At 69.0% G+C, this 19,685-nt stretch carries 15 protein-coding genes and 1 tRNA gene; 5 read left to right on the top strand and 11 right to left on the bottom strand.

Annotated elements, in window-relative coordinates; all coding sequences use genetic code 11:
- Nucleotides 1-223: 223 nt before the first annotated feature.
- On the bottom strand, nt 224-2,872 hold the full coding sequence (polA, locus tag AC0Z9V_RS01380) for a DNA polymerase I (RefSeq protein ID WP_459267885.1): 2,649 nt from the start codon (nt 2,870-2,872) through the stop codon (nt 224-226).
- 172 nt (nt 2,873-3,044) lie between these two features.
- Here polA and AC0Z9V_RS01375 point away from each other — a divergent pair, with 172 nt between their 5' ends.
- The 3 genes from AC0Z9V_RS01375 to AC0Z9V_RS01365 all read left to right on the top strand — a co-directional run bounded on the left by AC0Z9V_RS01375 (nt 3,045) and on the right by AC0Z9V_RS01365 (nt 4,484).
- Nucleotides 3,045-3,533, top strand: a complete 489-nt coding sequence (locus AC0Z9V_RS01375; protein WP_133081848.1) for a hotdog fold thioesterase — start codon at nt 3,045-3,047, stop codon at nt 3,531-3,533.
- A gap of 253 nt (nt 3,534-3,786) precedes the next feature.
- On the top strand, nt 3,787-3,996 hold the full coding sequence (locus AC0Z9V_RS01370; RefSeq protein WP_208741039.1) for a hypothetical protein: 210 nt from the start codon (nt 3,787-3,789) through the stop codon (nt 3,994-3,996).
- Nucleotides 3,993-4,484 carry a hypothetical protein gene (locus AC0Z9V_RS01365; protein WP_485140488.1) on the top strand — a complete coding sequence of 164 codons (492 nt, stop codon included), beginning with the start codon at nt 3,993-3,995 and terminating at the stop codon, nt 4,482-4,484. Before AC0Z9V_RS01370 ends, AC0Z9V_RS01365 begins: the two co-directional genes overlap by 4 nt.
- Before the next feature lie 23 nt (nt 4,485-4,507).
- On the opposite strand, the gene AC0Z9V_RS01360 is transcribed toward AC0Z9V_RS01365, so the two are convergent.
- The 3 genes from AC0Z9V_RS01360 to ligD form a co-directional block, all read right to left on the bottom strand.
- Nucleotides 4,508-4,891, bottom strand: coding sequence for a response regulator transcription factor (locus AC0Z9V_RS01360; protein ID WP_133081847.1), 384 nt, complete (start codon nt 4,889-4,891; stop codon nt 4,508-4,510).
- A gap of 48 nt (nt 4,892-4,939) precedes the next feature.
- Nucleotides 4,940-5,560 (bottom strand): hypothetical protein, encoded by a 621-nt coding sequence (locus AC0Z9V_RS01355; protein WP_485140487.1) that lies wholly within the window; start codon nt 5,558-5,560, stop codon nt 4,940-4,942.
- 138 nt (nt 5,561-5,698) lie between these two features.
- Nucleotides 5,699-6,721, bottom strand: coding sequence for a non-homologous end-joining DNA ligase (gene ligD / locus AC0Z9V_RS01350; RefSeq protein ID WP_485140486.1), 1,023 nt, complete (start codon nt 6,719-6,721; stop codon nt 5,699-5,701).
- A gap of 67 nt (nt 6,722-6,788) precedes the next feature.
- Between ligD and arfB the strand changes: the two genes are divergently transcribed.
- Nucleotides 6,789-7,214, top strand: coding sequence for an alternative ribosome rescue aminoacyl-tRNA hydrolase ArfB (gene arfB / locus AC0Z9V_RS01345; protein ID WP_485140485.1), 426 nt, complete (start codon nt 6,789-6,791; stop codon nt 7,212-7,214).
- A gap of 25 nt (nt 7,215-7,239) precedes the next feature.
- Here arfB and AC0Z9V_RS01340 read toward each other — a convergent pair.
- Nucleotides 7,240-7,321: transfer RNA gene (locus tag AC0Z9V_RS01340), tRNA-Leu, on the bottom strand.
- A gap of 145 nt (nt 7,322-7,466) precedes the next feature.
- Between AC0Z9V_RS01340 and AC0Z9V_RS01335 the strand changes: the two genes are divergently transcribed.
- Nucleotides 7,467-8,069: an ANTAR domain-containing response regulator gene (locus AC0Z9V_RS01335; RefSeq protein ID WP_208741031.1), complete on the top strand. Its 603-nt coding sequence runs from the start codon at nt 7,467-7,469 to the stop codon at nt 8,067-8,069.
- Nucleotides 8,070-8,155: 86 nt separating this feature from the next.
- Here the strand turns inward: AC0Z9V_RS01335 and pyk are convergent, their stop codons facing one another.
- The 6 genes from pyk to trpB form a co-directional block, all read right to left on the bottom strand.
- Complete coding sequence (gene pyk / locus AC0Z9V_RS01330) at nt 8,156-9,646, bottom strand: pyruvate kinase (RefSeq protein WP_133081842.1); 1,491 nt, start codon at nt 9,644-9,646, stop codon at nt 8,156-8,158.
- Nucleotides 9,647-9,695: 49 nt separating this feature from the next.
- Entirely contained in the window at nt 9,696-11,153 is a 1,458-nt protein-coding gene (locus tag AC0Z9V_RS01325; RefSeq protein ID WP_133081841.1) for a glutamate synthase subunit beta, read from the bottom strand.
- The gene (gene gltB / locus AC0Z9V_RS01320; RefSeq protein WP_485140484.1) at nt 11,146-15,768 is read right to left on the bottom strand and encodes a glutamate synthase large subunit; all 4,623 of its coding nucleotides are present in this window, start codon (nt 15,766-15,768) and stop codon (nt 11,146-11,148) included. Before gltB ends, AC0Z9V_RS01325 begins: the two co-directional genes overlap by 8 nt.
- Before the next feature lie 319 nt (nt 15,769-16,087).
- Nucleotides 16,088-17,386 (bottom strand): prolipoprotein diacylglyceryl transferase, encoded by a 1,299-nt coding sequence (lgt, locus tag AC0Z9V_RS01315; protein ID WP_485140483.1) that lies wholly within the window; start codon nt 17,384-17,386, stop codon nt 16,088-16,090.
- Nucleotides 17,383-18,252, bottom strand: coding sequence for a tryptophan synthase subunit alpha (gene trpA / locus AC0Z9V_RS01310; RefSeq protein WP_485140482.1), 870 nt, complete (start codon nt 18,250-18,252; stop codon nt 17,383-17,385). Before trpA ends, lgt begins: the two co-directional genes overlap by 4 nt.
- Nucleotides 18,252-19,616, bottom strand: a complete 1,365-nt coding sequence (trpB, locus tag AC0Z9V_RS01305; RefSeq protein ID WP_208741023.1) for a tryptophan synthase subunit beta — start codon at nt 19,614-19,616, stop codon at nt 18,252-18,254. Before trpB ends, trpA begins: the two co-directional genes overlap by 1 nt.
- Between the last annotated feature and the right edge of the window lie 69 nt (nt 19,617-19,685).

Below are 19,685 nucleotides of genomic sequence, written 5' to 3'. Positions count from 1 at the left end.
TCGACCTGATCGACCGAATTGACTCGATCGACTTGATCGACCGTAACGGACGTGAGCAGATCAGCCCTGCTTCGGAAGAACCGATACGGATCCGACAAGACCGTCACAGGCCAGAACGGACCGGACCGGAGCAGGGCAGGCCAGAACGGACCGGACCGGACCGGAGCACCGCAACACCTCGTTCTGGTCCGCGGGCGCTCAAGTCGTCCCCGGCGCACTACACCTAGTGGGCGGCGTCGTGCCAGCTTGCTCCTGTACCCACCGAGACGTCGAGCGGAACGGAGAGATCCGCCGCTGCGCCCATCTGCTGCCGCACAAGCGCCTCGACCTCCTCGGACTCACCCTCGGCGATCTCGAGCACGAGTTCGTCGTGCACCTGCAGCAGCATGCGCGACGCGAGGCCCCGCTGGGTCAGTGCGTCGTCGACGCCGAGCATGGCCTTCTTGATGATGTCCGCAGCCGAACCCTGGATGGGCGCGTTGAGGGCCGCCCGCTCTGCCATCTCGCGGAGCTGCCGGTTGTCGCTCGACAGGTCCGGCAGGTAGCGGCGCCGACCCTCGATGGTGGAGGTGAAGCCGTCCTTGCGGGCCTGCTCCACGATGCCGCGCAGGTAGTCACGCACCGCGCCGAAGCGCTCGAAGTAGTCACGCATGAGGGTGCGCGCCTCGTCGACTGAGATGTTGAGCTGCTTGGAGAGCCCGAACGAGCTCAGGCCGTAGACCAGCCCGTAGGACATCGCCTTCACCTTGGACCGCATGGCGCTGGTGACTTCCTCCGGCGCGACGCCGAAGATGTGCGAGCCGACGAAGCGGTGGAGGTCCTCTCCCTCCTGGAACGCCGAGATGAGTCCCTCGTCACCGGACAGGTGCGCCATGATGCGCATCTCGATCTGCGAGTAGTCGGCCGTCATCAGGCTCTCGAACTTCTCGCCGTTGCGTCCCTGCCCGACGACGAACACCTCGCGGATACGGCGGCCCTCGTCGGAACGGACGGGGATGTTCTGCAGGTTCGGATTGGTCGAGGAGAGCCGGCCTGTCGCCGCGATGGTCTGCAGGTACGTGGTGTGGATGCGGCCGTCGTCGTCCACCGCCTTGCGGAGCCCCTCGACCGTCTGGCGGAGCTTCAGTGCATCGCGGTAGGCGAGAAGCTGCTCGAGGAAGGGGTGCCCCGTCTTGGCGATCAGGTCCGTCAGGGCGTCGGCGTCGGTGGAATAGCCCGTCTTGATCTTCTTGGTCTTCGGCAGCTCGAGCTCGTCGAACAGGACGGTCTGCAGCTGCTTCGGCGAGCCGAGATTGATCTCCTTGCCGATGATCCGGTACGCCTCGGCTCCGGCGGCACTGATCGTCTTCGAGAAGTCGTCGAAGAGCCGGTCGAGCCCGTCGACGGAGACGGCCACGCCGGTGAGTTCCATGCGGGCGAGCACTTCCGCGAGCGGAAGCTCCAGCCCACCGAGCAGCTGGTTGGCCCCGCGCTCGACGAGCTGACCGGCGAAGTGCTCACTGAGGCGCAGTGCGGCATAGGCGGCGACCACGGCCGGCGATGCGACGTCGTTGCCGCCGAGGTCGAGCGCCTGCTGGCCCGACGAATCATTGGCAGACGCCGTGATGGACAGCCGCAGGTGGTACTGGGCGAGGTCGGCGAGATCGTAGCTCCGCCGGTCGGGCTGGATGAGGTACCCGGAGAGGGCTGTATCGTCGATCTCCCCCGCCAGCACGAGGCCCCGGGCGGACAGCAGCTTGAACACTGCCTTGAAGTCGTGGACGATCTTCGGCGCGTCGGTGTCGGACAGCCAGTCCCCCAGCACCTTCTCGGCCTCGGCATCGAGCGCTTCCAGCGGGATGAAGGCTGCGGAGAGCCCGGTGACCACGGCGACCCCGACGACGTCGGTCACCCCGGCTGTCGTCTCGGTGGCCAGCGCCACCGAGGCCTGCGCCTGGTTCGTGGCCCTGAACCATTGCTCGAGTCCGGCGGCGTCGTCGAGCAGCACGTGTGCGGGAGCACTCTGCTCATCGCCCTCGTCAGCGGTCTCCTCCTCGCCGAAGAGGTCGAACAGCCGTTTGCGCAGCGTGTTGAACTGCAGGGAATCGAAGAGGTCCTCGACCGCCGACCGGTCCGGGTGCTGCGAGACCATGGCGTCGAGGTCCACGGGTAGGTCCAGATCGGTGAGCAGCCGGTTCAGGCGCCGGTTCCGCTTGACGTCCTCGATGTTGGCGCGCAGCGAATCCCCGACCTTCCCGCCGATCTTGTCGAGGTTCTCGAGGATCCCCTCGAGGCCCCCGTACAGCTTGATCCACTTCGCCGCGGTCTTCGGGCCGACGCCGGGTACCCCCGGCAGGTTGTCGGCGCTCTCCCCCACCAGCGCAGCGAGGTCCGAGTACTGGTGCGGCGGTACGAAGTACTTCTCCTCGATGGCCTGCGCATCCATCTGCGGGATGTTGGTCACGCCCTGCTTCGGATAGAGCACGGTCACGCGGTCGTTGACGAGCTGGAAGGCGTCCCGGTCCCCGCTTACCACCTGCACGTCCCAATCGGCACTCGCCGCCTGGTACGCGAGGGTGGCCAGGATGTCGTCCGCCTCGTAGCCGTCGAGGGAGATGGTCGGGATGCGCATCGCCTCCATGACCTTGATGATCAGGTCCACCTGTCCGTGGAACTCCTCGGGCGTCTTGGAACGGCCGCCCTTGTACTCCGTGTACTCCTCGGAGCGGAAGGTCGGTGTGTCGAGGTCGAAAGCGACTGCCACGTGGCTCGGCTTCTGGTCCTTGATGAGGTTGATGAGCATCGCCGTGAAGCCGTAGACCGCATTCGTGTGCTGGCCGGTGTCGGTCGAGAAGTTCTCGGGCGGGAGCGCGTAGAAGGCACGGAAGGCCATGGAGTGCCCGTCGATGACGAGGAGCCGGTTGCGTGAACCGTCGCTGCGACGCGCCGGCGCCTGCCCGCCGGCCGGTGCCACAGAGCCGTCCGGAGTGCTCTCCGCGGGCGGTGCGATGGTCAGGGTGGCAGCTGGTTTGGTCGTTTCACTCACAGGTGCCAGCCTAGTTGCCATGACAGACAACCGCACCCGGCCCGACGCCGTCCACGCACCCTCCGGAGACCGGCTGGCCGAGCTCGTCGCCGCGGGCATCCCGCCCGAGATGCACAGCTGGCTCGGCCGCTACGGCGTCGGCGCCCTGACCGTGAAGATGGGCATCGTCTTCTCCGAGATGAGCGCCGAGCGCATGGTCGCCACCATGCCGGTCGAGGGCAACCAGCAGGTCGCGGGCATCCTCCACGGCGGCGCCCACGTGGTGCTCGCCGAGACCCTGGGGTCGTTCGCCGCGGGACTCCACGCCGGCCCGGGCAGGCAGGCTGTCGGCATCGAGGTGGGAGCGACGCACCACCGCAGCATCGATTCCGGCACGGTGACGGGCACCGCGACGGCCATCCACCTCGGCCGGACCCTCACGACGCACGAGGTCGTGATGACCGACGAGCAGGGTCGGCGCCTCTCCACCGCCCGCATCACGAACCTGATCCGGGAGGTCAGGGACTGATCCGGCGTACCGGCCCGGTGCAGCTCCTTCCGAGCCGGGAACGGGACACCGTACCCCGATGCGGAGCCGACCGGATCGGGCAACGATCCGGCCCGTCCGATGAGCACGACGGCGACCTACCGGGCGGGTGCGGGGTCGCGATTGCAAGCTCCGACTGAGCCCGGAACTCCTGTTGCCCCGCCCGAGGGCGCTGCCTACCGTGAAAGAAGGGCGGCACCACCGCCGCCCCGGTAGGAACTCGAACGGAGACCCCGTGGCCGACAAGAAGACGAAGACCATCGCCGCCGTTCTCGCCGCCGGCGCCCTCTTCCTCGGTGGGTGCGATCTCGGCAACAAGGACAGCGACAACTCCGGCACCGACACCGGGAACTACGACGACAACAACGGGATCGACACCGACCTCGGAGACGACAGTCGCGGCAACGACCTCGACGACGCCCCGGACGGCGGGAACGACAAGTGACGGATCGCGGTCCCGTCCTCGCCCGGGCGGCGTTGCGCGGCGTGGCAGCGGGCCTGCTCGGGACGGCCGCGATGACGGTCGGAGAACTCGTGGAGCAACGCATCACGGGTCGTCCGGACTCGCACATCCCCGCCCGGACCCTCCGGATCCTGCTGGGTCGGCCCGCCGACGACGCCGTCCGCTACCCCGTGTGGAACCACGCGATGCACTGGCTGACCGGAGCGACCCTGGGCGCGCTCCGCGGCCTGTGGTCGGTGACGGGGATCCGTGGGGGTTCCGCAACGGCGGCGCACGCCGTCGTCCGCCTCGCGTTCGACCAGACGCTGGAGAACGCGACGGGTGCGGGCGCAGCCCCCTCCCTTTGGCCTGCCGGCGAGAAAACCGCCGACTACCTGCACAAGGGGATCTTCGCCGTCGTGACGGGCGCGGTCTCCGACGCCCTCAACCGGCCCGTGCTCGTGAGCACGGCGGGGGCGCGCAGCCACTGAGCGACGCCCGCCAATGACGCGCGTCAGGCGTCCGCCGCCGCCATGCCTTCCTGGATGTGCCGGCGCAGCTCCGCCGGACGGAACGGCTTGCGGAGATAGCGGTCGGCGCCGGCCTCGAAGCCCCGTTTCTCGTCCGACGGATGGGCGCGCGCCGTGAGCATGACGATGAAGGTTGTCGAGAACCTGCGGATCCGCTCCGCCACTTCGAAGCCGTCGATGTCCGGCAGGCCGACGTCGAGCGTCACCACGTCCGGCATGAGGCGGCGGACCATCTCGACACCGGCGAGACCGGCCGGCGCGGTGTGCACACGGAAGCCCGCGCCGGTCAGCACGGTGTGCAGCAGATCGCGGACGTCATCGTCGTCTTCGATGACCACAGCAGTGCGGGTGTGCTCCTTGCTCGGCATAGCCTGAGTTTACTCCGCAGCGGTGCCCGGCCGGTCGTGCGAACCGGCTCAGGACTCCGGACGGACGGTTGCCTCCACCGGGTCGGCCCCGCCCGTCGGCTGGACCAGAACGCGCTGGACGGTCTCCGGTAGGTCGGGGAACGCCCCGATCATGAGCAGTTCGCTCGTCTCCCCGGGCAACGCTCCCCCGCTGTACTGCTCCACCAGGTCGACGACCTCTGGGGAGGACTCCCCGCCGTTCGCCGCCGCACCCCATTCCTCGAGGACGGTCGCCGCCGGCCTCAGCTCGAGGTCCTGGCCTTCCGGAGTGGAGACGGTGATGGTCTCTAGGTCGAGGGTCACTCCCCCTTCGGGATTCTGCACGGTCACCAGTGAATAGGTCACCGCCTCCTGGCCCAGCTCCTCGCGCACCGCCTCGACATCCTCGGGCGCCTCGGCCGGCAGGACGACGTCGCCCCTGGCCTCATCGATCAGGAACGAGAACGTACCGCTGTTGGCATCTGCGAGGCCCTCGACGGACGGCGCATCCGAGGGTGCTGCGGCCTGCTCGGTCGCCGTCTCGGCGGGGTCGGGCGTGGGACCGGGAAGCTCGGCATCGGTGGCGGGATTTCCGCCGCACCCGGTGACCAGGATGAGCAGGAGGGTCGAGAACAGCACGGTCTTCTTCATGGGTCTCCCGATGGCCGGGCAGCGGCCGGAGTCAGGCCCGGCTCCTGCCGGGCGCGGCAACGTTCCCTCCCGTTCTACCAGCGCGGGCAGGGGCTCGCGCCGGGAACCGCTCGTCCGGCCTGTCGTTGACAGGGCGGCTCAGGCGCGGTTACGTGCGCGGCTGGGCTGCACGCGCAGAGGTTCCCCTGGCATCTTCGGGAAGTCCGGCGGGAACGGCAGCTCGCCCAGTCCCGCCTCGACGTCGCGGTCCCACCATTCGCGGAGGACGTCCATGCTGCCCGGATCGGCATGCAGCCCCTCCCAGGGGTCACCGGTCGTCGCCAGCCTCTGGGGCACGGTCGTGATGGTGAAGGCTGCCGGGTTGACGCCGGTCAGTTCGTCCCAGCTGAGTGGGCACGACACGGGGGCGTGGGGCAGGGCGCGCGGGCTGTACGCGCCGGCCATGGTGCGGTCGCGGTTCGCCTGGTTGTAGTCCACGAAGATGCGGGCACCGCGTTCCTCCTTCCACCAGGCCGTCGTCACCCGGTCCGGCATGCGCCGCTCGAGTTCCCGTGCCGCGGCGATCACGGCCCGGCGGACCTCGAGGAACTCGTGGGTCGGCTCGATCGGCGCGAAGACGTGGAGCCCGCGGTTCCCCGACGTCTTCACGAAGCAGGTCAGTCCCGCCTCCCGCAGGACGGCCCGGAGTTCGTGGGCGGCCGCCACCACGTCCACGAACGTCGTCCCGGGCTGCGGGTCGAGGTCGATCCGCAATTCGTCCGGCAGGTCGGGGGCATCCGCGCGGGACGCCCACGGATGGAAGACCACGGTGTTCATCTGCGCGGCCCACACGGCGGACGCCGGCTCGTCGAGGACGAGCTGAGGGTGTGCACGGCCGCTGGGATAGACCACCGTCACACTCCGCACGTAGTCCGGCGCACCCTTCGGCGGGTTCTTGCTGAAGAAGTGCTCGCCGTCCACGTCGCCGCCGAAGCGCTGCAGGGAGACCGGGCGTCCGCCGTTGGCGCGCAGGAAGGCAGGCGCGACGGCGACGAGATAGCGCGCGAGGTCCAGCTTGGTCAGCCCGGCCTGCGGCCAGAGCACACGGGACGGGCTGGACAGGCGGACGGCCCGGGAACCGTCCGGACCGTCGACATCGAGGATCATCGCTTCGCTGGCCATGGACCCAATCTACCCCCGGCACCTTCGAGCGGGACTTCCCTGCTCCTGACCGTGCGACGCTGGGTACATGGACCTCGAGGTGACACCTGCACTCACGATTCCCGCATCGGAACTGGGCTGGCGGTTCTCGCGTTCGTCCGGGCCGGGGGGCCAGCACGTCAACACCTCCGACAGCCGCACGGAACTCTCGTGGGATGTCGCGCGCTCGGCCGCGCTCTCGGACAGCCAGCGCCAGATGCTGCTCACGCGTCTCGGACCCCGTCTCGTGTCCGGGGTGATCACTGTGACGGCCTCGGAGCGCCGGTCACAGCTGCGCAATCGCGAGATCGCCCTGGCCAAACTCGCCGCTAAGGTGGCAGAGGCGCTCGCACCCGAGCCGGCAGCCCGCCGGGCGACGAGACCCACCAGGGGCTCGGTCCGCCGGCGACTGGCTGCCAAGGAACGACGGTCGGCCACGAAACGTCAGCGGCAGCGACCCGCGACCGAGCAGTGACGTCCCCGGACCCGCTGAAGACCGGTGCCCGAAGTGGGACTCGAACCCACACACCTCTCGATACTGCATTTTGAGTGCAGCGCGTCTGCCAATTCCGCCATTCGGGCCGTTCGCGCCCGGGCGGGGCGGAGGTACAGGGACTTCATTCGCCTCCGGTGCGCGAATCCACTCTACATGCCGATAGGCTGTTTCCGGGAACGGGAGCATGCCCTCTCCGGGCCCATCGGAACGCCACATCATCAAGGAGCAACAGTGTCTGAACCCACCGAATCCACGCCCGCCGGACCCGCACGCCGGGTCATCGTGGCCGAGGACGAGACGCTCATCCGACTCGACATCATCGAGATCCTGCGTGGGGAAGGGTACGAGGTCGTCGCGGAGGCCGACAACGGCGAGAAGGCCGTGGCCCTCGCCGAGGAGCACAAGCCGGACCTCGTCCTCATGGACGTGAAGATGCCCGTCATGGACGGCATCACCGCCGCGGAACAGATCGTCAAGGCACGCATCGCGCCGGTGGTCCTGCTGACGGCCTTCAGCCAGAAGGAACTCATCGAGCGCGCCCGCGACGCCGGTGCAATGGCCTACGTGGTCAAGCCCTTCACACCGGCCGACCTCATCCCCGCCATCGAGATCGCCATGTCGCGCCACGAGGAGATCAAGGCCCTCGAGGCAGAGGTGTCCGACCTCCAGGAGCAGTTCGCCACCCGCAAGCTGGTGGAGCGTGCCAAGAGCCTCCTGACCACCAAGATGGGCCTCACCGAACCCGAGGCCTTCCGCTGGATCCAGAAGACCTCCATGGACCGCCGCCTCAGCATGCGCGAGGTCGCCGAGACGATCATCAACCAGGTCAACTGACCCCTGGCCGAGGACCCTCCGGTCCGCAGACGCGAAGAGCCCCATCCTCACGGATGGGGCTCTTCGCGTCTGACCGGTGGGTCGGCCTACTTCTTCTTGGTGGGCCAGGGACCCACGTCCTCCTTGATGTAGGACGTGTGGCTGTCGGGAAGCTGGCCGGCGTCGGTGATGTCGCCGACGCGGTGGACCTTGATCGAGTTGGTCGACCCGGCCTGTCCGGGAGGGGAACCGGCGGCGATGACCACGAGGTCGTCGACCTCGACGAGGCCCTGCTCGAAGAGGACACGGTCCACCTGCGAGGTCATCTGGTCGGTGTGTTCCACGAACTCGACGAGCTTGGGCTGGATACCCCAGATGAGCGACATCGTGTTGAGCGTCGACTGCACTGGGGTGAACGCGAAGACCGGCTTCTTCGGGCGGAGGCGCGAGAGGCGTCGGGCGGAGTCACCGGACTGCGTGAAGGTGCAGATGTACTTGGCGTCGAGCTGGTCCGAGATCTCGACGGCGGCACGGGTGATCGCACCACCGCGGGTCTTCGGCCTGCTGCCCAGCGGCGGGACGCGCTCGAGGCCGTGGCGCTCCGTCGATTCAATGATGTCCGCCATGGTGCGGACGGTCTCGATCGGGTACTTGCCGACGCTCGTCTCGCCCGAGAGCATCACGGCGTCAGCACCGTCGAGGACGGCGTTGGCGCAGTCCGACGCCTCGGCGCGCGTGGGGCGGGGGTTGTCGATCATGGATTCGAGCACCTGCGTGGCGACGATGACCGGCTTGGCCCAGCGGCGGGCCAGCTCGACGGCGCGCTTCTGGACGATCGGGACGTCCTGCAGGGGAAGCTCGACGCCGAGATCGCCGCGGGCCACCATGATGGCGTCGAAGGCGTCGATGATCTCCTCGAGGGCGTCGACGGCCTGCGGCTTCTCGATCTTCGCGATGACGGGGACCCTGCGGCCTTCCTCGTCCATGATCTCGTGCACGCGCTTCACGTCACCGGCGTCGCGCACGAAGGACAGCGCCACCATGTCGACGCCGATCTGGATGGCCCAGCGGAGGTCCTCCTCGTCCTTGTCGCTGAGGGCGGGGACGTTGACGGCGACGCCGGGCAGGTTGATGCCCTTGTTGTTCGACACCATGCCGCCCACGACGACCTCGGTGGTGACCTTGACGTCGTCGACCGCGGTGGCGCGGAGCGAGACCTTGCCGTCGTCGATCAGGAGCATGTCGCCCACGTTGACGTCCTGGGGCAGTCCCTTGAACGTGGTGGAGCAGATGTCCTGCGTGCCTTCGACGTCCTCGACGGTGATCGTGAAGACGTCCCCGGGGGCGAGGGCGTGGGGGCCGTCGGCGAACCGGCCGAGACGGATCTTGGGACCCTGGAGGTCCGCGAAGATGCCGACGGGCTTGCCGAGTTCCTCGGACGCGCGGCGCACGTTCTCGTAGGTGCTGCTGTGCACGGCGTAGTCGCCGTGGCTCATGTTCATCCGGGCTACGTCGACGCCCGCCTCGAGCACCGCGAGGGTGTTCTCATAGCTGGCGATTGCGGGGCCGAATGTTGCAACGATTTTTGCGCGTCTCATAAACCTAGCCTAGTCGTGTTTGGGTCGTGGGGATTCTGTGCGGAGCCGGTCAGAGCACGGCGATCGAGCGGTCGGTCGGCGCCACGGGCGCGGGGAGCTTGGTGGAACCCATGAGCCACTGGTCCACGGCGGCAGCGCAGGCGCGCCCTTCCGCGATGGCCCAGACGATCAGCGACTGGCCGCGGCCGGCGTCGCCCGCCGAGAAGACCCCCGGCGTGTTCGTCATGTAGTAGCCGTCCCGTGCCACGTTCCCGCGGTCGTCGAACTCGGCCTGGACCTGCTCGGTGATGCCGGCGGGCTCAGCCCCCGTGAAGCCCAGGGAGAGGAAGACGAGGTCCGCGGGGATCTCGCGCTCCGTGCCCTCCTTCGGCACCCGTCGGCCGTTCACGAACTCCGTCTCGGCGACCTTGATGCCGCGCAGTACGCCGTTGTCGCCGACGAACTCGACGGTGGAGGCCAGGTAGCGCCGCTCCCCGCCCTCCTCGTGGGCGCTCGCGATGTCGAACAGCGTGGGGAAGGTGGGCCAGGGCTGGTCCGGGCGGCGCTCGGTGGGCGGCTGCTGGCCGATGGCGAGCGTGGTGACCGACGCCGCGTGCTGCCGGTGGGCCGTGCCCAGGCAGTCGGCACCGGTGTCGCCGCCGCCGAGGATGACGACGTGCTTGCCCTCCGCATGGATCTGGTCCTCGATCGCCTCGCCGGCGACGACGCGGTTGGCCTGTACCAGGTAGTCCATGGCGAAGTGGACGCCCTCGAGGTCCCGGCCCGGGATGGGGAGGTCGCGCGGCACGGTGGCACCGGTGGCGACGACGACGGCGTCGTACCGCCGCTTCAGCTGGCCCCAGCTGATGTCCTTGCCGACGTCGACGCCGGTCCGGAAGCGCGTGCCCTCGGCCTTCATCTGGTCGAGGCGGCGCTCGAGGTGGATCTTCTCCATTTTGAAGTCGGGGATGCCGTAGCGGAGCAGGCCGCCGATGCGGTCGTCGCGCTCGTAGACGGCCACCGTGTGGCCCGCCCGCGTCAGCTGCTGCGCGGCGGCGAGCCCCGCAGGTCCCGAACCGACGACGGCGATGGTGCGGTCGGTCAGGCGCTCCGGCGGATGCGGTTCCACCCAGCCCTCGTCGAAGGCCAGGTCCGCGATGGACACCTCGACCTGCTTGATGGTCACGGGCGGCTGGTTGATGCCAAGCACGCACGAGGACTCGCACGGTGCGGGGCAGAGCCGGCCGGTGAACTCGGGGAAGTTGTTCGTGGCGTGCAGGCGATCGATCGCCTCACGTCCCTTGTCGCGGAACGTCAGGTCGTTCCACTCCGGGATCAGGTTGCCGAGCGGGCAGCCCTGGTGGCAGAACGGGATGCCGCAGTCCATGCAGCGGCCCGCCTGGCTCTTGAGGACGCCCTTCTCCTGCGCCTCGTACACTTCCTTCCAGTCCATGATCCGCACCGGAACGGGCCGGCGTGGCTGGGTCTGGCGCTCGCGCACCTTCATGAATCCGCGTGGGTCAGCCACCGGTTACCTCCAGGATCTTTGTCCACGCCTCTTCGCCGTCAGGGTCGAGGCCCTGCTCGACGGCGGTGGCGCGGGCGTCCAGTACCGCGGCGTAGTCGCGCGGCAGGACCTTGGTGAATCGGGGGACGGTGTCCTCGAAGGACGCCAGCAGGCTCTCGGCCAGGTTCGACTCGGTCTCCTCGACGTGCTGGATGAGCAGCCGCCGCACGATCTCGACGTCCTCGGCGTCCAGCCCGACGAGCAGGAGCTCGCCGTTCTCGAGGCTCTGCTTGTTGACACGCGCGCGGTCGAGGTCCAGTACGTAGGCCGTGCCACCCGACATGCCCGCACCGAAGTTGCGGCCCGTGCGGCCGAGGATCAGGGCCTGGCCGCCCGTCATGTACTCGCAGCCGTGATCGCCGATCCCCTCGGCCACCGCCGTCGCCCCGGAGTTCCGGACGAGGAACCGCTCCCCCACCTGGCCGCGCAGGAACATCTCGCCACTCGTGGCACCGTAGCCGATGACATTGCCGGCGATCACGTTGTGATCCGCGCGGAACACGTTGGAGCGGTCCGGGCGCACGATGATGCGGCCGCCGGACAGTCCCTTGCCGACGTAGTCGTTCGAGTCGCCGAGCAGCCGCAGCGTGATCCCGGCGGGCAGGAACGCGCCGAGCGACTGCCCCGCCTGTCCCGTGAGGGTGACGTCGATGGTGTCGGTGGCCAGCGTGTCCAGTCCGAAGGTCCGGGTGACCTCGTGACCGAGCATGGTGCCCACCGACCGGTCCGTATTGACGACGTCGACGGAGATGCGGACCGGCGAGCGGTGGTGCAGTGCGTCGGCACTCATCTCGATGAGCTTGTTGTCGAAGTGCTGGTCCAGCTCGTGGTTCTGCGGGAGCATGTTCCGCATCGGCTCGCCGGAGTCGGACTCGTTGCCCCGCAGGATCGGGTCCAGGTCCAGGCCGTCGGCCTTCCAGTGCTCGATCGCCTCGCGGGCGTCGAGCAGCTCGCTGTGACCGATGGCCTCCTCGAGCGTCCGGAAGCCGAGCTCCGCGAGGATCTCGCGGACCTCCTCGGCGATGAACTCGAAGAAGTTGACCACGAACTCGGGCTTGCCCGTGAAACGGCTGCGCAGCTCCGGGTTCTGCGTGGCCACGCCGACGGGACACGTGTCGAGGTGGCAGACGCGCATCATGATGCAACCCGACACCACGAGCGGTGCCGTGGCGAAGCCGAACTCCTCACCACCGAGCAGTGCTGCGATGACGACGTCGCGCCCGGTCTTGAGCTGGCCGTCCACCTGGACCACCACGCGGTCGCGCAGCCCGTTGAGCATGAGGGTCTGCTGCGTCTCGGCGAGCCCGAGCTCCCACGGGATGCCCGCATGCTTGAGCGAATTGAGCGGGCTCGCGCCGGTCCCGCCGTCGTGGCCCGACACGAGGACGACGTCGGCCTTGGCCTTCGTGACGCCCGCGGCGACCGTGCCGATACCCACCTCGGAGACCAGCTTCACGTGGACGCGTGCGCTCGGGTTGGACCTCTTGAGGTCGTAGATGAGCTGTGCGAGGTCCTCGATGGAGTAGATGTCGTGGTGCGGCGGCGGCGAGATGAGCGCGACGCCCGGGGTGGAGTGCCGGGTGCGCGCGATCCAGGGGTACACCTTCTGGCTCATGAGCTGGCCGCCCTCGCCGGGCTTGGCTCCCTGGGCCATCTTGATCTGAATGTCGTCGGCGTTCGTCAGGTACAGGCTCGTGACGCCGAACCGGCCCGAGGCGACCTGCTTGATGGCCGACCGACGCTCGGGATCGAGCAGGCGCTCGACGTCCTCGCCGCCCTCACCCGTGTTGGACTTCGCACCGAGGCGGTTCATCGCGATGGCGAGCGTCTCGTGGGCTTCCTTCGAGATGGAGCCGTAGCTCATCGCGCCCGTGGAGAAACGCTTGACGATGGACGAGACCGGCTCGACCTCGTCGATGCCGATGGGTTCGCGTGCGTCACCGCGCAGCCTGAGCAGCCCGCGGAGCGTCATCAGGTCCCGCGACTGGTCGTCCACGCCCTGGGTGTACGCCTTGAAGATGTCGTAGCGGCGCTCGCGCGTGGCGTGCTGCAGCCGGAAGACGGTCTCGGGGTTGAAGAGGTGCGGCGGTCCCTCGCGGCGCCACTGGTACTCGCCGCCGTTGTCGAGGCCGCGATGGGGATCCTCGATGCCGTCCTGCGGGTACGCGCTCTCATGGCGAGCGGCGGTCTCGGCCGCGACGACGTCCAGCCCGACGCCGCCGAGCTGGGTCTGCGTGCCGTGAAAGTATTCGTCGACGAGCTCCTGCGACAGCCCGAGCGCCTCGAAGGTCTGGGCACCGCAGTAGGAGCTGACCGTCGAGATGCCCATCTTGGACATGATCTTCAGGACACCCTTGCCGAGGCCCTTGATGAGGTGCGCGACGGCGGCTTCGGCCGTGACGCCGGTGATGTCGCCGTTGCGGACGAGTTCCTCACAGCTCTCCATGGCCAGATAGGGGTTGACCGCGGAGGCTCCGTAGCCGATGAGCACCGCCACGTGGTGGACCTCGCGCACGTCGCCGGCCTCGACCACGAGCGAGGTCTTGGTGCGGTTGGCGCTCTTGAGGAGGTGGTGGTGCACGGCGCTGGTCAGGAGCAGGGACGGGATGGGGGCCCACTGTGCGTTCGAGTCGCGGTCGGACAGCACCACGTATTCGACGCCGCGGTTCAGCGCGCTGGACACCTGCTCGCAGATCTCCGCGAGGCGTGCCCGCAGGGCGGCCTCGCCGCCGTCGTGCCGGTACAGGCCGCGCACCCGGACCGTGAGCCGGTCGCCGTCGTCGGTCTCGAGGTTGGCGATCTTCGCCAGCTCGTCGTTGGTGATGACGGGGAACTTCAGGGCGATCTGCTTGGATCGCACCTGCCCGGTGGAGAGCAGGTTGCCGTCCGGTCCGATCGTGACGCCCATCGAGGTCACGAGCTCCTCGCGGATCGAGTCCAGCGGCGGGTTCGTCACCTGCGCGAAGGACTGGACGAAGTAGTCGAACAGGAGGCGCGGGCGCTTGGACAGCACGGCGATCGGGGTGTCCGAGCCCATGGCTCCGAGCGGCTCGGCGCCGTTCTTGGCCATGGGACCGAGCAGGATGCGCAGTTCCTCCTGCGTGTACCCGAAGGTGCGCTGGCGGCGGTTGATCGACGCCTTGGTGTGGATGACGTGCTCGCGCTCCGGGAGGTCCTCGAGCTGGATCAGGTTCTCCTTGACCCACTCACCCCACGGGTTGGCGGCGGCGACCTCGGCCTTGATCTCCTGGTCCTCGATCAGGCGGCCTTCCTCCGTGTCGACGAGGAACATCTTGCCCGGCGAGACACGGCCCTTGCGGACCACGCGGGAGGGCTCGACGTCGAGAACACCCACCTCGGAGGCGAGGATGACGAGGCCGTCCTCGGTCACCCAGTAGCGGGCGGGGCGCAGTCCGTTGCGGTCCAGCACGGCACCGACGAGGCGGCCGTCGGTGAAGGACACGGCCGCCGGTCCGTCCCAGGGCTCCATCAGCATGGAGTGGTACTGGTAGAACGCGCGGCGGGCGGGGTCCATGGTGGCGTGGTTCTCCCACGCCTCCGGGATCATCATCATGATCGAGTGCGTGATCGGGCGGCCCGAGAGCGTCAGCAGCTCCGCGACCTCGTCGAACGACGCCGAGTCCGAGGCGCCCGGGGTGCAGATCGGGTACAGCTCCTCCGGCGAGTCCCCGAGCAGCGGGTTGGACAGCTGCGACTGACGGGCACGCATCCAGTTGCGGTTGCCCTTGACCGTGTTGATCTCGCCGTTGTGGGCGATGGTCCGGAAGGGCTGCGCGAGCGGCCAGGACGGGAAGGTGTTGGTGGAGAACCGGGAGTGCACGATGCCGAGGCGCGTCTTGAAACGCTCGTCGGACAGATCCGGGTAGAAGGGCTCGAGCTGCGCCGTGGTGAGCATGCCCTTGTAGACGATGGTCTTCGAGGACAGCGAGGGGAAGTAGACGCCGTACTTGTTCTGGGCACGCTTCCGCACCCGGAACGCGCGTCCGTCGAGATCGGCCGTGCTGCCGTCCGCCGGGGCCAGGAAGAGCTGCACGAAGTGCGGCATGCAGGCACGGGCCATCGCACCCACGAGGTCGGCGACGACGGGGACGACCCGCCAGCCGAGCACCTCGAGACCTTCGGACTCGGCGATGGACTCCAGCCCGGCACGCGCCGTCTCCTCCTCCTTCGCCTCGGCCGGCAGGAACGCGGTGCCGACGACGTAGGAGCCGGCGGGCGGCAGCGGGAAGTCGACCACGGCGCGGAAGAACTCGTCGGGGACCTGGGTCAGCAGGCCCGCACCGTCCCCGGTGCCCTCGTCCGCGCCCACGGCACCTCTGTGCTCGAGGTTGCGCAGCGCTGTCAGGGCGGCGTCGACGATGTCGTGGCCGGGCTCACCCCGCAGGGTCGCGATCACGGCAAGGCCGCACGCGTCCTTCTCATTCTCCGGGTTGTAGAGCCCGGTCGCCTTCGGCAGGGAGGCGAACCGCGTGAAGGGGGATTGCACGGTCGCAGCCGTGGATGGTGTCGTTCCGGAGTCCGTCCCGGTCGACTTTCCTGGCGTCAAAGCAGTCATAGAAAGGATCCTTCCCCCATGATGGAGCGTCGGGAGGGGACAGCCCTGGCCCCGGGGGCACCGCTGTCTGGAAGCGGGCACCGTCTATCGATCTCGTGCACATCGTCCGGCCGACGTTGCCCGGCGCTCTTGGCGGGCAATCGCAGAAGTGGTCCTGCGCCGGCTGGGGACGGTGTCGGTGCGGGCAGGAAGGTGATCCGGCCGTCGCACCTGGAGTCCACAACTATGTGGTGTTGCGTCCTTTAGGGGCGGTGGCCCGGGGACTGCTATCGGGAGCCGGAGACCGCGGCCCCGCTTGCGCGGAGTCCTGGAACGGTACTCAGGCGCCGTTTGTTTCGGAAAGATTACCACGATCGTTCCGCGTGCCCAGCCCGGTGTCCGCTGCGTGGGCACCTGTGGCTGAAGCGTTATCGGATGCACCCGACCGGCCTGCCACAGGAGCCTCAGCCGGCCCTGTGCCGTCGCCTCCTGGGACGGGACCCGCCGCTGCGACACGCCGAGTCCCGGCCTCGGATGCCGCAGGTGCATCGGCCTTCGCCGCTCCACCGGCCTTGCCCGTGTCACCGGCCTCGCCTGTGTCGGCAGCCTTCGCTGTGGCGGCGGCCTGTGCCTCGGCACCGGTCCTGCCCGTGTCGGCAGCGTTCGATCCGACCCCCGGATCGTCTGTGCCTGCGGTCTTGGCCGTGCCACCGGCCGTAGCGCCGGGCGCGGTGCCGTCCTGCAGCCCGGTGCCGTCCTGCGGCTCGGGCTCGCGACCGGGGAGATACACGGACGGGTCGTCAGCGGGACGGCGCTTGACCGCGAGGAACACGAGCACGGCGAGCGACACGAGGAACACCGCGATGCTCGTCCAGACGTTGAGCCGCTGCGTCACGCCGAACAGGGTGACCATCTCGGCGTCGTCGATGCGCAGCGTCTCGATCCAGACGCGTCCGAGCGTATAGTACGCGGCGTAGAGCCAGAACATGCGCCCGCCGCGGAGCCGGAAACGCCGCGCGAGCAGGAGCAGGAGCGCGACGCCTGCGAGGTTCCACAGGAGCTCGTAGAGGAACGTCGGGTGGAACAGGGTGCCCGGTTCCTGGTCGAGCGGGAAGTTCGCGTTGTCGGCGTCGATCTCGAGGCCCCACGGAAGGGTGGTGGGCGCACCGAAGAGTTCCTGGTTGAACCAGTTGCCCAGGCGGCCGACGGCCTGCGCGAGGAGGACGCCCGGGGCTGCCGCATCGGCGAAGGCCGAGAGCCTCACTCCTGCGCGTCGGGCACCGATCCACGCTCCGACGGCGCCGAGTGCGATCGCACCCCAGATCCCGAGGCCGCCCTGCCAGATCTGCGGGATCCGGGCGAGGTCCCCCTCGGGCCCGAAGTAGGCATCGGGCGAGGAGAACACGTGGTAGAGCCGGCCGCCGATGATACCGAACGGGATGGCCCAGATCGCGATGTCCCACACGGTGTCGGCGGAGCCGCCGAACGACACGAAGCGCCTCTGCGTCAGGATGAGCGCCAGGATGATGCCGGCGAGGATGCACAGCGCGTAGGCATGGATGGTCAGCGGTCCGAGGTCGAAACTGGCCCAGGCTGCGGGTGGGCTCGGGATCGAGGCCGCGAGGCCGCCGCCGATCATGCCGGGGCCTTCGCCGTGCCGGTGCTGAGCTCCCGGGTGAGTTCGGCGACGGCTTCCACGCCGCCGTCGCGCAGTGCGGCGACGAGGGCCGTACCGACGATGACGCCGTCCGCATAGGCACCGATCTCGCGCACCTGGGCCGAGGTCGAGACACCGAGGCCCACGCAGGCACGCTCCGCGCCGGCAGCATGGGCGGCATCCACCACGGCGCGGGCGGCGGCGCCGACCGAGGTACGGGCGCCGGTCACGCCCATGACGGACACGGCGTAGACGAAGCCGCGGCTCGCGTCGACGGTGTCCTGCATGCGCTGCGGAGACGTGGAGGGGGCGACCAGGAAGACGCGGTCGAGGCCGAATTCCTCGGATGCCTCGAGCCACTCGGAAGCTTCGTCGGGAATGAGGTCCGGGGTGATGAGTCCGGCGCCGCCTGCTGCGGCGAGGCGCTCGGCGAATGCACGGACTCCCATCCGCATGACGGGGTTCCAATAGGTCATGACCAGGACGGCGACGTCCGTGCTGCGGGTGATGCCCTCGACGACGTCGAAGATCCGGGGCACGGTGAAGCCGTTGGCGAGAGCCTCGACGGTCGCTTCCTGGATGACGTGGCCGTCCATGACGGGATCGGAGTAGGGGATGCCGATCTCGATGAGGTCCACGCCGTTCTGGGCCATGGCGATGCCGGCGTCGATGGTGGTCTGGACATCGGGGAACCCCGCGGGCAGGTAGCCGATGAGTGCTGCGCGGCCCTCGCTGCGCGCCTTCTCGATCGCGGCGGCGGCCTTCGAACCGCCGGCGGCCGATCCGGTCCCGGAGCGAGCGGGATCAGGGACATCCACGGGAGGCGTCGGTCCGGTCGAATGCGTCATCACAGTTGTTCACCCTCCTGGGCGATCTCCTGCTCGGCGCTGTCGTCCGGCAGCAGGTCGAAATAGCCCGCGGCGGTCGCCACGTCCTTGTCCCCGCGACCGGAGAGGTTCACGACGACGATCTTGTCCGACGCCTGCTCCCCCGGCCCGAGGTCCGCAGCGAGGCGCCGACCCACCTTCATGGCACCGGCGAGGGCGTGCGCCGTCTCGATGGCAGGGATGATGCCCTCGGTCTGGCTGAGGAGGCGGAACGCCTCCATGGCCTCCGCGTCGGTGATGGGTTCGTAGTGCGCCCGTCCGATGTCGGCGAGGTACGCGTGCTCCGGTCCGACGCCGGGGTAGTCGAGGCCCGCGGAGATGGAGTGGGACTCCATCGTCTGGCCGTCCTCGTCCTGCATGAGGTAGGACCGCGCGCCGTGCAGGACGCCGGGGCGTCCCAGGGTGATGGTGGCCGCGTGGCGGCCGGTCTCGACGCCGTCGCCGCCCGCCTCGAAGCCGTAGAGTGCGACGTCGCGGTCGTCGAGGAAGCCGTGGAACATTCCGATGGCGTTCGACCCGCCACCGACGCAGGCGCAGATCGCGTCGGGGAGCCTGCCGGCCTGGTCGAGGATCTGCTCGCGCGCCTCCTCCCCGATGACCTCGTGGAAGTAGCGCACCATCGCGGGGAACGGGTGCGCTCCGGCTGCCGTCCCGAGGAGGTAGTGCGTGGTCTCGACGTTGGCCACCCAGTCGCGGAGGGCGTCGTTGATGGCGTCCTTCAACGTCTGCGAACCGTTGGTGACGGGGATGACCGTCGCCCCGAGCAGCTGCATGCGCGCGACATTGAGGGCCTGGCGCCGCGTGTCCTCGGCGCCCATGTAGACGACGCACTCGAGGCCGAGCAGGGCCGCCGCGGTGGCGCTCGCGACACCGTGCTGGCCGGCACCGGTCTCCGCGATCACGCGGGTCTTGCCCATGCGCTTAGCGATCAGGGCCTGACCCAGCACGTTGTTGATCTTGTGCGAGCCGGTGTGGTTCAGGTCCTCGCGCTTGAGGAACACGCGGACGCCCCCGCAGTGCTCGGCGAAACGCTGCGCCTCGGTGAGGAGCGACGGCCTGCCGGCGTAGTTCCGGTTCAGGTCGGCGACCTGCGCGGTGAACTCGGGGTCGGCCTTGGCCTTGTCGAACGTGTCCTGCAGTTCGTCGAGCGCGGCGATCAGTGATTCCGGCATCCAGCGTCCGCCGTAGGCGCCGAAGTAGGGGCCGGGAGCATGGCGGAGGCTCTGGTCGTGGCTGAGGAAGGCCTCGGCCGTCCCCGCGTCGATGGCGTCCGCTGCTCCGTCGCCGGCTCCGGGGTTGCCCGTGTCCTGGTGCGTGTCGGTCATGACTTCAGCTGTCCCGTCCTGTTGGTCCTGACCCGGGTGGCTCTGCCGTCCGGGTCCGTCTCGGACCGG

The sequence above is a fragment of the Arthrobacter sp. UYP4 genome, assembly GCF_057291175.1.
The sequence above is the reverse complement of the archived record's forward strand: the minus strand, read 5'-3'. Positions and strand labels throughout refer to the sequence as shown.